The following is a 14483-nucleotide window of genomic DNA, read 5'->3' as shown; positions in this document are numbered from 1 at the left end:
TACAAATAAAATCGTTGAAATACATTATTATATAAATTTAATAAGATATTTTCTTACTATTATGCATTTCGTCGATGATTTATATCGATGTGGACAAAACTAAAAAACCACTCCGAAGAGTGGTTTACATAATTTTCAACATTATTTATATCATTTAAGGAGAAAGCCTGTTGATTTCCCAAACATAGTTCTCTTTTAGTTTATATCTTATTCTGTCGTGCAACCTATTTGGTCTGCCTTGCCAAAACTCAACCTCTATTGGACGAACCATAAATCCACCCCAAAAATTAGGTCGTGGAATTGGTTTTCCTTCGTATTCCTTTTCGAGTTCCTTTAATTTTTTGTCTAAATAGTCTCTTGACGGTATGGTTTCGCTTTGTGCTGAAACTATGGCGCCTAACTTACTTCCATCGGGTCTTGAATCAAAATAATTGTCGGAAATGATATCGGAAGTTTTCTCGGCAATTCCTTTTATAATAACTTGTCGTTCCAGGCTTTGCCAAAAGAAAGACAAACAAATATTAGGATTATTGAGGATGGCTTTGCCTTTTTCAGAATTGTAATTGGTATAGAAAATGAATCCTTCTTCGGTGAATTTTTTCAGTAGCACTACTCTACTCTTTGGAAACCCGTCTAAGCCTATGCTGGCTACTGTCATGGCATTGACTTCTTCTACGCCTCCAAATTCTTCCATTTCGTAAAACCATTTGTGGAAAAGATTGATAGGATCTTCGGGAATGTTGGTTTCCAGTAGTTCGCTCTTCTCGTATGATTTTCTGTAGTTGCTTAAGTCTTTCATAGTGGCAATAGTTTGAAGTTGCTAAGTTACTAAGTTTTCAGATTAAAAATGGATTCCTTTTTAGCCCTGATGGAAATGGAAATCTTTTTGTTTTGTCCTTCGACAAGCTCAGGATGACAAAACAAAAAATTGTAATGGACAGCAGGAATTGCCCCCGAAGTTTCGGGGCCGATAAATCCCGAACCATTCGCTCCTAACCTTAATCAAAGTCAAATACTTTCCCGTCATCGCCTAACAGTACATTGGGAAAAATGGTCTCTGCTTCTTCTTTGAACAACTCTATACTGCTATAACGCGTGCTGTAATGTCCGAGCAGTAATTGTTTGACGTTGGCCAACTTGGCAATGGCTGCCGCTTCTTTAGCCGTACTATGCATGGTTTTTTCGGCTTTGTCAGCCTCGGATTCGAGAAAAGTGGCTTCATGGTACAAAACATCTACGTCTTGAATCAATGGGATAATGCTTTCATCATAGATTGTATCGCTGCAAAACGCGTAGCTTTTGGTTGGTTCCGGGTCGAATGTCAATTCGGTATTAGGAATTACGGTTCCGTTGTCTAAAGTAATATCGCCGCCGTATTTTATTTTTCTGTAGTAAACCGTATCGATGTTATAATTCTCTACCGCTTCGATATTGAGTTTGCGTTCTTTGGGTTTTTCCTGGAACAAATAACCATTGGTATAAACGCGGTGTTTTAGCGGAATGGTTTTGACGATTACTTTTTCATCTTCAAAAACGACTTCACTTTCTTTAGACTCTAATTCGTGAAAATACAAATTGTAACCGGTATACGAATTAGAATAACGCAATTGTAACAAAATAATTTCTTTGATTCCTTTTGGTCCGTAAACATGCAAATCAGTTTTGCGATTCAATAACATAAAGGTAGAAATCAATCCGACGAGTCCATAAAAATGGTCACCATGCAAATGCGAAATAAAGATGTGGTTGATTTTGGAAAACTTGAGTTTGTTTTTACGCAGTTGCACTTGTGTTCCTTCGCCGCAATCTATCAGAAACATTCGGTTGCGAATTTCCAGTATTTGTGCGGTTGGATTGGTTATCGTTCTTGGTGTGGCTGCGTAGCAACCCAATATGGTTAATTTCATAATGGTTTAAAATCCTAAATCGCGCTCAATTTCTTCCATTTCTATAATGTCGTGAGCTTCTAAAAGCGTTGGCACCAAGATGATATTTTTGGGCACCGCATTGAAGTTAACATTATCAGCTACAAGCACTATGGACTTCTTTTGTTTTTTGTGGCTTTTGATGAGTTCTGTGAATGACTTTACGTCTTCCATTTTTAAATTCTTATCGTGCGTCAAATCTAAAATAAGATTGGTGTTTTTATAACTGTTGTATTCATGAGTGAATTTGGTTAAAAACGCTTCGGTTTGCCCTAGAGTATCTTTAATAATAGTAGTGTGGCCTTTTTGTTCGACTTTCATTGGTGAAGTAAATAATTTAATACGAAGCTAATTTAGGAAGTTTTTACCATTTTTTGGCTATTGTGCAAAGGTTTGTGATTTGGATGTTGTAGTTCATAGAATTTTTTGGCTTTTCATCGGTGAAATACCTGTTTTTTTAACATTTTCTAGACTAACGGCACGATAAAAACGCCGAAAACCCTTGAATTCATTGATTTTGTCGATTAAACGACTTTTGAGGTTAGTTATCGAAAAAATTTCGGTTGCGAATAGTCTTGAAGTAGTTTTGACCCAGAAATCAGAAACAAATTAAAACACACTTATGAAAACAACAAATAACAGAATAGCTCAAAAAAATGTAACCAACGTTAGATTATTTGTTTTATTCGTTTTATTGGTTTTGTCAAGCAATGGTGTTTTTGGTCAAGAAGTTAAAGTTGCAACCGTAACAAACACAACTTCAACTGAAGTTTCAATCGCTAAAAATGATTCAATTGTTATCGCTAAAGAAACTACAATTGCTTCAATGGATTTCGCAGTATGGTTTATGGGAACTAACAAAACTACTACCGGTAGTAAATCAAATGTTAGCTTCAGCAAAAAAGCCTTAATCAACTCTGGTATCAATACTAACAGCGTTTTAATCAGATCGCTTTTGAAAAAAGTTAGTACTTCTGAAAGCAGCGTTGCCTAATTAAATTTTAAGTTAAGTTTGGATTAAATATAATTGGTTAGTTTTAAAAGAAAAGTCCCGATGCCACGGGACTTTTTTTATTTTACATTCTGCTTGAAGTAAACTTCTGTAGCACCGGAACCATACTTCTGGAAATTGGCATCCTGAAAGCTTATGTTATCATAGCGGCCGAGTATAAAGTCGAGTTCCGATTTTAAAATGCCTTCGCCTACGCCGTGAATAAAGACGATTTTGGGTATTCTGTTTCGAATAGCAAACTCGATGTGACGTTTAGCAGTTTCAGTTTGAATGGTCAATATATCGTAGTTACTTAATGATTTATGGTTTTTAACCAACTTTTCAATGTGCAAATCAAAATCGGGAACCGGAATTTCCTTTTTAGACTTTTTCTCTGTGTTGGTATAATTGGGTTTAGGAATTTCTTTTTCCGCTATAACCTGACTTTTATTAAAACTGAAATTCATGTCATTGGTATTCCCAATCTTGATTAGCTCGTTACTTTTAAAAGTCAAATTAAAACCATCGGTAGTTTCAATAGTCACTTCGTTGCCTTGTACATCAACGACAACGCCATCAATGGCATCATCTAATACTGAAACATTATCGCCTTTAGTTATCATTTTCTTCTTCTGTTTCTGAGTGTTTACTTGGTGTTTTGGCGCTTAATCGCATCATACCATACATAAAGATGACAATGGCTACAATCATGATGTAGAGATTGGGTTGGGCTTTGCTTTGTTCGTATAAACCAATGCCTATCGCCACTATCATTAACGGAAGTACTATTTTTTTCATTTACCAAAAATAAAAAAACCGACTGAAATAGTCGGTTTTAAATAAGTATATTTTGTAATTAATTATAATCCACTCGCCATACTTGCAGCAAATATAAATCCAACAATAATCGCTAAAACATATAATGACAAAACAACAATAGTCATAATTCCCAAAAACTTATGGTGTGATTTTAAGTTCACTAATCCTTCAGCAATCATTTCATCATTGTTAAATGACAAACCTTCTTTTATACCTTTTGAATATTTGTATAAATAAAGAATGGGGAAAAAATAAATAGCCGCCATCACCAAATACATAATGCCAATATAATTTTTTATGGCTGCAAGCGGATTGTAAGCTCCGAAAGCAGCTTCATCAGGAATTGCAGCAAAAGTAATGGTCATGAATATACCTCCTAAAAGCATTAAGCCAATAAAAATAAATCCTACGATTGATAAAAACATAGTCCATTTAGCGCTTTCTCTCAACGAATCAATAGCTAAATCATTTAATGTCAAATTGTTTTGGTTTTCCATAATTAAAAGGTTTTTTTGGTTGATTTATAAATTGGTTAATTGACTATTTTTCAAATTGTTTTAAAGTATTGATAATGACAGCAACACAATCTAATAATTGTTCTTCCGTCATTACCAATGGTGGTGCAAAACGAATGATATTGCCATGCGTTGGTTTGGCTAACAAACCGTTTTCAGCCAATTTCATACAGATATTCCAAGCCGTATCGCTTTCCTCAGTGTCGTTAATCACTACAGCATTTAGCAAACCTTTTCCACGTACTAATGTAGCAATAGAAGAAGTTTCGATATACTTTGCCAGTTCCGAACGGAAAATTTTACCTAAACGTTCCGCATTTTCGGCCAGTTTTTCATCGGTCACTACTTCTAAAGCGGCAATCGCTACCGCAGCGGCGACAGGATTTCCACCAAAGGTTGAACCGTGTTGTCCCGGTTTAATCACATTCATAATAGCATCATTAGCCAAAACTGCTGACACTGGATAAACGCCGCCAGAAATGGCTTTGCCTAAAACCAAAATATCCGGTTGTACATTTTCGTGGTGAACGGCTAATAATTTTCCGGTACGCGCAATTCCGGTTTGTACTTCGTCTGCAATGAACAAAACATTATGGTCTTCGCACAAAGATTTGGCTTTCGCCAAATAACCTTCGCTTGGTACGTAAACGCCTGCTTCACCTTGAATGGGTTCAACTAGAAAACCGGCAATATTCTTAGATGACGTAATCGCTTTTTCCAAAGCCTCTATATCGTCATAAGCTATTTTGATAAATCCGGCCGTGTATGGTCCGAAGTTTTTGCGTGCATTTTCATCGTTAGAGAATGAAATAATCGTCGTAGTTCTTCCGTGGAAGTTACCGTCGCAAACAATGATTTGCGCTTCATTTTCTGGAATTCCTTTTTTCTCGTAAGCCCATTTTCTACACAATTTCAAAGCGGTTTCCACTGCTTCGGCACCGGTATTCATGGGTAATACTTTATCAAAACCAAAATACTTGGTAATGAATTCTTCGTAAACGCCTAATTTGTCGTTGTAAAAAGCACGCGAAGTCAAAGTTAAAGTTTGTGCTTGTTCCATCATGGCACCCACAATTTTCGGGTGACAATGACCTTGATTTACGGCAGAATAAGCCGAAAGAAAATCATAATACTTTTTGCCTTCTACATCCCAAACATAAACACCTTCTCCTCTATTCAGCACCACCGGTAACGGATGATAATTGTGGGCTCCATACTTGTTTTCTAAGCTAATGGCATCGGCTGAAGTTAATTTTTCTAAAACTGACATTGTTGTTGTAATTTAAATTCTGTAATATCAATTCCTTCTTTTGGAGAGAAATCATCCATAAAGCAAAAGTATAAAAAGATTGTTAGACTTCTTAGATTATTAGAAAGTTAGACTACTTAGATTTTCACCAAACAACTCAACTACTTCTTGATTTTTTCTAAGATATCATTCATCATCTCAATCTGCACTTTCTGAATTTCGATTAACTCTTGTTGTTGGTGCATGATTAAATGGTCTACTTTCTCATCGAGCATTCTGATTTCGAGCTCTGATTTTAGATTAATCATATAGTCTTTCTTGGCGCGGTCGCGGTCTTTTTCTTCCTGACGGTTTTGGCTCATCATAATCACCGGCGCTTGCAAGGCCGCCAAACATGACAAAATCAAATTCAATAAAATAAACGGATAAGGATCAAAACCTTTATTCAATAAAATGTAAACATTGGAGCCAATCCAAATCAGAATAAAGATAAAGAACGAAATGATAAACGTCCAGCTTCCGCCAAAATCGGCTACTTTATCGGCTATCAATTGACCAAAAGTACGATTGTCAGGTTCGTCTTGAACTTTAGACACAAAGGACTTATCAGCTGTTAATGATTTGATTACATTTTTCTGCAAATCTGATAATTCACCTACTTCCGATTGCAAAAATTTAGCAATATATTTTTCTCTGTAAACGTTGAGTTCACTGCTGGCAATGCAACCTTCGCTAGTAAAATCAGGATGGTCATTTTTGATTAAATCGAAGATTGAAGTCCGAATAGATTTTACCCAAACTCTTTCACTATTGGGAAACTCAGCACCGGAAATTACGCTTTTAAAAGTGGGTTTTGCACTCATTTATTTGGTTTAAAATTAGTTTAAAGGTTTCAATAGTTTTTATTCCTTCCAACAAATTTAAACAATGTTAAACTCCATTAAACATTTCCAACAATTTATTAACGGTATTCCAATTTCGCGTCGTAGAAACCACATTCATGCTTTTCTCTATCCATTTGTTGTCCAAACGGGTTTTGGCAGGAGAAACGTCATATTTCAGGTAAATTCTTTTGCCGTCGAGCTGGATTTCATCGGGTTTGATGAAGTTTAAATTGAGTTGGGTAATCATATTCTCCGGCAATTCGGAAGAGATAAACGACACGTACAATTTTTTTAAATCGACTCCATCTTCATTAAGGAATAAATTCCTATCCAAACACGCTTGTAAATCTTCTTTGCCAATGACAATCACCGGAACATCGTGTCCGAACTCTTTGAAAATTTCCTGCTTGATCAGGAAACCAACTTTCCCCGGACTTTCTTCTTCGGTATCGACAAACACATTCCCCGATTGGATATAGGTCACGACATTGGTAAACCCAATGCCTTCGAGTGCTTTTTTCAAAGCGACCATATTAATCATTTTGTGACCGGAGACATTGATGCCGCGGAGAAGGGCGAGATGAGTGTGCATTTTGATATTTTTAGTTTTTAGTTTTGTATAAATAAATGAACTGTTCTAAGTTTTGCTCAATTGTGCTCTCATCAGATTCATGAAAATTCTCATAATCTTTGTCAATTTTATCAACTAATTCTGGATTAAATTCAACTATTTTATTATATAAAGAATCTACATTAATTAGACTTTTCATGTAATCATACTCTCTAAAACCTAATGCTCCGAAAAATGAATTATTCCAAAACCCTGGAAAATTTCGAATAAGTATTTTAACCCTTTCTAAGTTTATCAATGAATTAATTATGTATTTGTTAAATTCATCTGAATTATATTTTTTCCAATTATGCATAATCATTTTATTAGTTGGGTTTTTAGGATCAAGATACAAGGGTTTCAAGTCAGCAGAAAATTGTTTTTTTGCTTTATCAACAATTAATTGCTCTAAATGTGGTTTATAAAGTTTATCATCTTTAGTTTTTCTTGTAAAATAACATAGTTCATTTACATCTAATTTTTCACCCAACTCAATTGCGACTTTTTTATTATCATTTTCAATGTCAGAATCAAGTGTTCTTGCTGTTAATTCAATTATTCTAATTTTACTATCAATATCAAACATGTTTTGTCCTGAATCTTTAATAAAATTCAAGTTGTCAAAAATATAGTTAAAAAAGAAGTCTCTCCCATCTTCAATTTTGATGTTCTTAATTATTTCTTGCAATTTAAATATTATCTTATTCTCTTCAATTCCACTATTATATAATTCAACAAACATTTTGTTAACTCCATCTATGTCTTTATCTTTTATTAATCCTTCAATCTTTTTTATTTTAATATTAGATATTTTTCCAATTAAATGATAAGAAAAATACTTATCGAAGTGCTCAGTTAAATTAATATAAGGAAACAATTTCGATTGGTCATGATCAACAATTATTGGAAACATTTTATTTAAAAACCACTCATAATCTGGATATCTTTCTATCATTTTTTTTCGGGTACCATTTGCCAAACTACTATCTTGTCCATTTATATGAACTTCATCATTGAAATTAATAATCTCATGTTGGCTAACAAAAAAAGCACCCAATCCTTTTTCTGTTTGATAATTTTTAATTTGACTATATAAACTTTCATTTACAACTTTAAGCCATTCAATCCAAAATAAATCTTTCAAATCAACTTCTTCTTGTAATGAAATCGAACTTATAAAAAAACTATTAAGAACTCTAATAATTTCTCTTGGAGATCTATAATTAACATGAGTAAATTCATCTCTTATATCTTTAAACAAGTTGTCTTTTTTATTTTTATCAAGGAAATACAAATTATTAATAATTTCTCTTAGCTTTATTTCAAAGAAATTCTGTAGGTCTTCAATCTCTATTCTCGGTAACTGAATTGGTATATTAATTATTTTTTCAAGAAACAATTTTCCATCAGTAATATCATTAGAGTAATTAGAAAATCTGTTACCAATAGCTTTTGAAACATGTTCAGAATCAATAGCCACTATAAAAACAAAATTTGCAAAACTTGCATTCAGCTTGATTAATTTTAATATAGTATAAATTTCATCTTTATCTAATCTATCTAAATCATCAATAAAAACAATAACTTTAAATTTTGCATTAATCAATTTTGCATTTACCTTATTTTTTAACACCTCTAATGTCAAGTTTTTTTGTTTCAAATCTTCTCCCAACGCTTTAAAAATTTCATTAATATCAAAAGAGAATTTTTTCAAAAAAGTATTTACGGGCATCCCAATTGTTGAAGCTATTTTAACTGCTTTCAAATATTTTCCATATTTTGATATATAAAGACCAATTTCCTGTAAATCAGTAGTGTAATTTAAATAAAATCTTTTAGATAGTCCATCAAAAAAATCAAATAACATCTCGTCTTGGTCTGAATATCGCCAAGGATTAAAATCATATGCTAAAAATTCACAATCTCCTTCTTTCTTATCAAAATGTTCAATTTTATGTTTTATTAGATTTAGAAAAGAAGTTTTTCCTTCTCCCCATTTACCCATTATTCCAAAAGTTATTGGCTCCTTGTTATTTGCATTTTGTTGAATTAATTTTTGAACATTATTTGCATAATACTTGAAGTTAAAAATATCTTCATTAGGAGTATTAATTGAGTTTTCATTTAAAAAGTGAGTATTTAATATTTCTTGCTTTTCCATCATTAATCATATTTCCCCAAATATAATAATTTCCTACAACAACTGTTAAAATATCTATTGTGTGTTGATTCACCGTAGAGACGCGATTAATCGCGTCTCTACACACAAATGCATGACCAAAAGCCAATTAAATATCTATAATAAATGATCTGTGGAGATACGATCTGTGGAGACGCGATTTGTGGAGACGCGATTAATCGCGTCTCTACATCCCTATTTTGCAGAACTATTGCTCTAAATAAGGACATTAATTGTCTTCATCAGGAATTTGGTTTTCCTATTTAGGGAATTGGTTTCCATGAATGCTGTAAAGACTCGATTAATCGCGTCTCTACAATCCAATTTAAGGGAATGCGTTTTCTTGGGAAGGAATATTGTTCTCTTTTTCAGTGAATTAATTTCCTTCGGATGGAAACCGGTTATAACATTTAGAGCAAAAAAAACCAGCTCGATGGAGCTGGTTTATTAAGATTATACATTTACTAAGCGGATCGTCGTCCTTGTCCTTTGAATCGCCTACCAATTTGCTGTACTAGTTCCTTAGCATTGGCATCGGTTTTAGCCGCTATTTTAAGAAAGCTATATACTTCATCTCCTTCTTTCATAGCATCAGAACCTAAAGCTAAAATGGTATCACTCAACCCTTCTGTCAGAGCTTGTGAAGCTACTAAAATGGGATAGAGTTTATTAATTAAGGTAACATCTCTCGCAAATTCATCTATCGGAAAGTCTCCGGGTAAACTGTTAGAAAATTGATTGGCTCCCGTGAGGTTGTCATTCACATAGTCAACACTTTTAGGACCCATTTTTCGGAATTTCTTTCTGTCTTCAGCAGAAAGGTTAATTAAAAAAGGTAAAGATACTATTGTGTCATTAATATTGGCTATAGCAGTACTCACTACGTTGTCTGCTACTTCGGCTGAGATTAAATTTTGTCTTGCCATTTTAAATAAATTTAAGAGTTAAACATTGGTAATTAGAGTGCACTTGATATGTAAAACGCAGGAATTTTACTTGTAGTATTTGGACTATGAATGTTTAACAAGAATTTAACAGCTTGATAATTAATAAATTAAATATTTTTTTTCGTAGAGACGCGATTTATCGCGTCTCAATACAATCCGTCAATAATTAACATAAATTAAATGGCTATAACATAAACGCGTTTTATAGAAACGCGATTTATCGCGTCTCAATACAATCCGTCAATAATTAACATAAATTAAATGGCTATAACGTAAACGCGTTTTATAGAAACGCGATTTATCGCGTCTCAATACAATCCGTCAATAATTTACATAAATTAAATGGCTATAACGTAAACGCGATTTATAGAAACGCGATTTATCGCATCTCAATACAATCCCTCAATAATTTACATAAATTAAATGGCTATAACGTAAACGCGATTTATAGAAACGCGATTTATCGCGTCTCAATACAATCCCTCAATAATTTACATAAATTAAATGGGCATTCCGTAGAGACGTCATTTACCGCGTCTCAATACAATACGTTTACAATTAACAATCTACAATCAAAGCAAATGAATGTGCCGTTGACGCGATTGACAGAGACGCGATTGACAGAGACGCGATAAATCGCGTCTCTACGGACGAATTTATAAATCACGATTCCATTTTTCAGGATTTGATTTAATATATTGTATCACTGCAAAATATTCATTTTTATTTCTAATAATTCTGTCATAATACCTTGATTGCCATGCAAATTCAGGATTTATTTTACGCAATTCGAATGTTGCTCTGCCTTTAAACCAACGAATAATTTTTGGAATACCATTTTTAAACATTGGATTATTATTTCCGGTAATTCCGCCTTTGTCAATTGATTCGGGTTGTAGAGACGCGATTAATCGCGTCTCTACGTCATCGTAATCGGTAAAAATTAATCGCGTCTCTACGTCATCGTCTGAAATTATTGCTTTTTGGATTTTTATAATGAAATGAATATGGTCCGGCATTATAATATACTCAACTATCCTAATATCTTGAAATTGAACTGCTATATTCGGTATTAATCTTTCTACAATCAATCCCATTTCAGATAATGTCACATTCTCTGCCTCTATCTTACCAAAATATTGCATTTTACCAGCTGTACAGATTGTAATAAAATAATCACCATTACTTGAATAATCATAGTTTGGTAACCTAGCTGAGGGAATTCTATATTTATTATTGAATCTTTTCATTGTATCAAAAATAATAAAAATATTACAAATATGTATTTTGAAATGGTGCAATTGTAGAGACGCGATTAATCGCGTCTCTACACATAAATATCGAATAAATAATTTTTTCTTAAATCCCATCCAAGTTTTCCCCAATAGTTTATTTTTGCCCCATGGGAAGAAAACAAACAAACAAAGTCATTTTTGAAAATATAACCGTTTTAGATGCAGGCGCCAAAGGCGTTTCGGTGGCTAAAGCGCCTGAAGGTCAAATCATTTTTATACCCAATGTCGTTCCCGGCGATGTGGTAGATGTGCAAACGCTTAAAAAACGCAAAGCCTATTTTGAAGGCAAAGCCATTAAATTTCACGAGTATTCGGCGGACAGAGTTGAACCGGTTTGCCAGCACTTTGGTTCTTGCGGCGGTTGCAAATGGCAGAATATGAACTATGACAAACAGTTGTTTTACAAAAACCAAGAAGTTTTCAATAACCTGAAACGCATTGGGAAAATTGAATTGCCAGCCTTTGAACCGATATTAGGTTCGGAAAAGCAATTCTTCTATCGCAACAAAATGGAATTCGGGTTTTCCGACACGCGTTGGATGACTGATGCCGAAATTCAATCCGGAGTAGAATTCGACAATAAAAATGCTTTAGGCTTTCATATTCCACGCATGTGGGACAAAATTTTAGACATTGAGAAATGTCATTTACAAGAAGATCCATCGAATGCGATTCGCAATGAAATCAAGCGTTTTGCTACCGAAAATAATTTAGAATTTTTCAACGCGCGTAGTCATGAAGGTTTGTTGCGTACGTTGATGATTCGCACTGCTTCAACCGGAGAAATTATGGTACTGATTCAATTTTACAAAGAAGACAAAACGCAGCGCGAATTGTTGATGAATCACATTCATGCCACGTTTCCACAAATTACGTCGCTACAATATGTGATTAACGGCAAAGCCAACGATACTTTGTATGACCAAGACATTAAACTGTTTAAAGGCAGGGATTATATTTTGGAAGAAATGGAAGGTTTGCACTTTAGTATCAATGCGAAATCGTTTTACCAAACCAATTCCGACCAAGCCTACGAATTATATAAAATCACCAGAGAATTTGCAGGTTTAACCGGTAATGAAGTGGTTTACGATTTATACACCGGAACCGGAACTATTGCGCAATTCGTTTCCAAACAAGCGAAGAAAGTAATTGGTGTTGAAGCCGTTCCCGAAGCTATTTTTGATGCCAAAGAAAACGCCAAACGCAATAGCATTACCAACTGTGAGTTCTATGTTGGTGATATGAAAAACGTATTCAACGATGACTTCATCACCCAACACGGCCAACCGGATGTGATTATTACCGATCCGCCAAGAGACGGCATGCACAAAGACGTCGTAGAACAAATACTGAAAATTGCTCCGGATAAAGTGGTTTATGTTAGTTGTAATTCGGCTACACAAGCGCGCGACTTGGCTTTAATGGACGAAAAATATAAAGTAACACGTGTTCGTCCGGTAGATATGTTTCCGCAGACACATCACGTGGAAAATGTTGTACTTTTGGAAAGAAGATAAAAGAATTACGATTTGCTGCTATGAAAAAAATACTTGCCCTCTTATTACTTGCCATTTCATTCTCCGGTTGTGAGAAAGATGATATTTGTGTGGATGAAACCACGCCCAGATTAATTATTGAATTCTATGATGACGCCAATCCGGCTAATTTAAAGAATGTTACAAATCTTGAAGTGACTGAAGTGGGTCGAGCTGATTCCCTAAAAATCTTTAGCGGTGTTAGTGTAATCGAATTGCCTTTGAAAAATACCGCCGACATGACCAAATACAGTTTGGTTTTAAACAGCACCAGTACAATTCCGGGTTTACCCAATGATGACTATCTAGAATTTAATTACACCCGTGAAAATGTATTTGTTTCCAGAGCTTGTGGTTACAAAACCATTTTTAAATTAAACAACAGTAATGGATTTATCCCAACAGATTCTGAAGCACTGGATTCACCATGGATACTAAACCATAGCATACAAACCTCTAATATTGAAACCGAAAATGACGTCCATATCAAAATTTACTTTTAGTATCGCCTTGGTATTGCTTTCATTGACGAGCAATGCACAAGAGAAGGTCACCGCCAAAAAAGACAGTATTCCACCAAAAATGGAGCGTTATGGTTTGCGACTAGGCGTAGATTTATTCAAACTTACCCGTTCGTTTTACGAAAAAGACTATCGTGGTTTAGAAATCGTTGGTGATTATCGTTTGACGCGCAAGCATTATCTGGCCGCAGAAATTGGAAACGAAGACAAAACGGTTGATGACACCCAAGTAAATTTTACCACCAAAGGAACTTATATCAAAGTAGGTTTTGATTACAACAGTTATCAAAATTGGCTCGATATGGAAAATATTATTTCCGTTGGATTGCGTTATGGCGTGAGCAGTTTTAGCCAAACCTTAAACAGTTATGAAATTTACGATCCCAATAACCAATATTTTGGAGAACCACCAACGGTTTTTCCAAATGAAGAATTCAAAGGATTATCTGCACAATGGATTGAAGTTGTCGCCGGACTGAAAGTTGAAGTAGTCAATAATATATTCGTGGGTTTCAGTTTTAGATTGAACCGAATGGTGACTCAAAAACAACCGAGTAACTTTGAAAATCTATACATTCCGGGTTTTAACCGAACGTATAACGGAGATTTTGGCGTAGGATTTAACTATACGGTTTCTTATTTTATACCGTTGTACAAATCAACAGTCAAGGCAAAAGCCAAAGCAGAAGAAAAAGCGAAAGCTACTGATAAAAAGAAATAATTAGAACTGCTTTATTCCTTTTATAAATAACCATTTCATAAAAATCTTTTCGCCGTCTCTGGTCTTAACGGCTTGGAATTTGGGTGCCAAAATAGTACCTACTACAAAGGAAGTAATTGGTAGCCAAAAACCCGTTAAACCTGAATAAAGTCCGAGTAAAATACGAACTATTATAAAAATTGCTGCGAAACCGATAAGATTCCACAATAGTGCTTTTGTTTTGCTGGTCATGTTGTTTGTTTTGTGTGCCAAAGATACTGAATTATTCAAATGGCCAAATCCATTAAAA

The 14483-nt window shown here is 34.3% G+C and carries 17 protein-coding genes; 4 read left to right on the top strand and 13 right to left on the bottom strand.

Features of this window, described 5'->3' with window-relative positions:
• Positions 1-154 precede the first annotated feature (154 nt).
• The 3 genes from pdxH to B3C16_RS14900 form a co-directional block, all read right to left on the bottom strand.
• Positions 155-799, bottom strand: coding sequence for a pyridoxamine 5'-phosphate oxidase (gene pdxH, locus B3C16_RS14910; RefSeq protein WP_291132989.1), 645 nt, complete (start codon positions 797-799; stop codon positions 155-157).
• 199 nt (positions 800-998) lie between these two features.
• Positions 999-1907, bottom strand: coding sequence for a ribonuclease Z (locus B3C16_RS14905; RefSeq protein WP_121313757.1), 909 nt, complete (start codon positions 1905-1907; stop codon positions 999-1001).
• Between the two features lie 6 nt (positions 1908-1913).
• Entirely contained in the window at positions 1914-2246 is a 333-nt protein-coding gene (locus tag B3C16_RS14900; RefSeq protein WP_121313758.1) for a ribonuclease Z, read from the bottom strand.
• A 301-nt stretch (positions 2247-2547) separates the two neighbouring features.
• Here B3C16_RS14900 and B3C16_RS14895 point away from each other — a divergent pair, with 301 nt between their 5' ends.
• On the top strand, positions 2548-2919 hold the full coding sequence (locus B3C16_RS14895) for a hypothetical protein (protein WP_121313759.1): 372 nt from the start codon (positions 2548-2550) through the stop codon (positions 2917-2919).
• A 77-nt stretch (positions 2920-2996) separates the two neighbouring features.
• Here B3C16_RS14895 and B3C16_RS14890 read toward each other — a convergent pair whose 3' ends face one another.
• The 9 genes from B3C16_RS14890 to B3C16_RS14850 form a co-directional block, all read right to left on the bottom strand.
• Positions 2997-3539 carry a Smr/MutS family protein gene (locus B3C16_RS14890; protein ID WP_291132986.1) on the bottom strand — a complete coding sequence of 181 codons (543 nt, stop codon included), beginning with the start codon at positions 3537-3539 and terminating at the stop codon, positions 2997-2999.
• A complete protein-coding gene (locus B3C16_RS14885; RefSeq protein ID WP_121313761.1) occupies positions 3529-3714 on the bottom strand; it encodes a hypothetical protein in 186 nt (61 codons plus the stop codon). The genes B3C16_RS14890 and B3C16_RS14885 overlap by 11 nt, the downstream gene beginning before the upstream one ends.
• Positions 3715-3776: 62 nt before the next feature.
• Positions 3777-4232, bottom strand: coding sequence for a DUF5362 family protein (locus tag B3C16_RS14880; protein WP_233549783.1), 456 nt, complete (start codon positions 4230-4232; stop codon positions 3777-3779).
• Positions 4233-4275: 43 nt separating this feature from the next.
• Positions 4276-5520, bottom strand: a complete 1245-nt coding sequence (gene rocD / locus B3C16_RS14875; RefSeq protein WP_291132983.1) for an ornithine--oxo-acid transaminase — start codon at positions 5518-5520, stop codon at positions 4276-4278.
• Between the two features lie 140 nt (positions 5521-5660).
• The gene (locus B3C16_RS14870; protein ID WP_291132981.1) at positions 5661-6362 is read right to left on the bottom strand and encodes a DUF1003 domain-containing protein; all 702 of its coding nucleotides are present in this window, start codon (positions 6360-6362) and stop codon (positions 5661-5663) included.
• A 67-nt stretch (positions 6363-6429) separates the two neighbouring features.
• Complete coding sequence (locus tag B3C16_RS14865) at positions 6430-6975, bottom strand: DUF1697 domain-containing protein (protein ID WP_291132979.1); 546 nt, start codon at positions 6973-6975, stop codon at positions 6430-6432.
• A gap of 10 nt (positions 6976-6985) precedes the next feature.
• The gene (locus tag B3C16_RS14860) at positions 6986-9154 is read right to left on the bottom strand and encodes a KAP family P-loop NTPase fold protein (RefSeq protein WP_291132977.1); all 2169 of its coding nucleotides are present in this window, start codon (positions 9152-9154) and stop codon (positions 6986-6988) included.
• Between the two features lie 482 nt (positions 9155-9636).
• A complete protein-coding gene (locus B3C16_RS14855) occupies positions 9637-10098 on the bottom strand; it encodes a hypothetical protein (RefSeq protein WP_291132975.1) in 462 nt (153 codons plus the stop codon).
• A 677-nt stretch (positions 10099-10775) separates the two neighbouring features.
• Positions 10776-11369, bottom strand: a complete 594-nt coding sequence (locus B3C16_RS14850; protein WP_291132973.1) for a transposase — start codon at positions 11367-11369, stop codon at positions 10776-10778.
• 152 nt (positions 11370-11521) lie between these two features.
• Between B3C16_RS14850 and rlmD the strand changes: the two genes are divergently transcribed.
• The 3 genes from rlmD to B3C16_RS14835 are packed head-to-tail and all read left to right on the top strand — an operon-like array spanning position 11522 to position 14194.
• Positions 11522-12934, top strand: a complete 1413-nt coding sequence (gene rlmD / locus B3C16_RS14845) for a 23S rRNA (uracil(1939)-C(5))-methyltransferase RlmD (protein WP_291132971.1) — start codon at positions 11522-11524, stop codon at positions 12932-12934.
• A 20-nt stretch (positions 12935-12954) separates the two neighbouring features.
• Entirely contained in the window at positions 12955-13455 is a 501-nt protein-coding gene (locus B3C16_RS14840) for a DUF6452 family protein (RefSeq protein ID WP_291132969.1), read from the top strand.
• Positions 13427-14194 (top strand): DUF6048 family protein, encoded by a 768-nt coding sequence (locus tag B3C16_RS14835; protein WP_121313771.1) that lies wholly within the window; start codon positions 13427-13429, stop codon positions 14192-14194. Before B3C16_RS14840 ends, B3C16_RS14835 begins: the two co-directional genes overlap by 29 nt.
• On the opposite strand, the gene B3C16_RS14830 is transcribed toward B3C16_RS14835, so the two are convergent.
• A complete protein-coding gene (locus tag B3C16_RS14830) occupies positions 14195-14425 on the bottom strand; it encodes a hypothetical protein (protein WP_121313772.1) in 231 nt (76 codons plus the stop codon).
• Between the last annotated feature and the right edge of the window lie 58 nt (positions 14426-14483).

It is taken from the genome of Flavobacterium sp. UBA7682 (assembly GCF_002482945.1).
Classification (GTDB): Bacteria; Bacteroidota; Bacteroidia; order Flavobacteriales; family Flavobacteriaceae; genus Flavobacterium.
This window is presented reverse-complemented; position numbering and strand designations above follow the sequence as displayed.